Source organism: Alkalibacterium sp. 20 (assembly GCF_001885615.1).
Taxonomy (GTDB): domain Bacteria; phylum Bacillota; class Bacilli; order Lactobacillales; family Carnobacteriaceae_A; genus Alkalibacterium.
This window is the reverse complement of record NZ_LSRN01000106.1, coordinates 1-1251: the sequence shown is the minus strand read 5'-3', so window position 1 is coordinate 1251 and position 1251 is coordinate 1. Positions and strand designations below refer to the sequence as shown.

Here is a 1251-nt window from a genome sequence, read left to right as displayed (position 1 = left end):
ATGATAAACAGCATGCATAAAATCGTAACTGAAAAGGAAAAATTATTCCAAAAATTAATTACGAACTATCACAAGGATTTGAACAATCAAATTCTAAAGATTTCTCTGATTTACATTATGCTAAGTATCGGTTGGAATTCTATTTTCCAATGGCTTGATCTTCCTTATTCTCGTGCAAATCTTAGTGTATTATTACTCTGTTTTTCTGTGTTAACTATTGTGTTCTTATTCTTTCGTTATACAGATATTTCAACAAAAATCAAGACACATGTTGTCTTACTTTTTGTTATATTTGTAGGACTCAGTTTATATTTTGGTTCAGGCTATTCAGAAGCCTGGAGTTATTTCCTGCTAATACCGATTATTAATAGCCTATATGGTGAACGCATGCTGTTAATCTCTTATTCACTATTGGGACTTCTAAGTTTAGGTATTGTTAGTATCGGCTTTCCGATGAACTCGTATTTTCTTGCTGATAATATCGATATTTCTAACCGTATTTTACTTTATATTATTTCGACAACATTTAGCTACCTGCTATTATCAAAGCTGAACATGTTTTATGATAAACAAGTTAATACTGTTATTGACTCAATGGAAATGACACTTGAACAAGTCGTCCAAAGCTTTATTGTAGCAATGGAAGCAAAAGATCTGTACACATTTGGACATAGCGAAAGAGTTAGTCAATATGCTGTTGCATTAGCAAAAAAGCTTCCTGAATATCAGGATAAACAAAAGCTTAAACACTTACGATTAAGCGGTCTTCTCCACGATGTTGGCAAAATCAATATTTCTGAACAAATCTTAACAAAGCCATCAAGATTAACAGAAACAGAATATGAAATCATTAAAACCCATACATCTTTTGGAGCACAAATGGTCGAAAAGATAGAAGGATTAAAAGGATTAAAAAATGGTGTCCTTTATCACCATGAAAGATGGGATGGAAAAGGGTATCCCACGGGATCAAAAGAAAATGCGATTCCATTAGAGGCTCGAATATTGGCTGTTGCTGACGCTTTCGATGCAATGACCTCTACAAGATCTTATCGAAATGAGCTTACTACTGAAGAGGCATTTCAAGAATTAGAAAGGGGTCTAGGAACACAGTTTGATCCTAACTTTTCTCAAGCCATCAAAGCTGCTAAACTAGAATTCATAAAAATACATTCTGATTTCCATGATCCCTTTGATGAATTAGAAAAAATAACTAGATTTTTATAATAAAATGTTGAAATTTTTCCTTCT

Annotated in this window: 1 protein-coding gene; it reads left to right on the top strand. The window is 32.8% G+C overall.

Going from position 1 to position 1251, the window contains the following annotated elements; translation table 11 throughout:
• A partial coding sequence (locus AX762_RS12265) for an HD-GYP domain-containing protein (protein WP_143139372.1) occupies positions 1-1227 on the top strand: 1227 nt, incomplete at its 5' end.
• Positions 1228-1251: the final 24 nt, after the last annotated feature.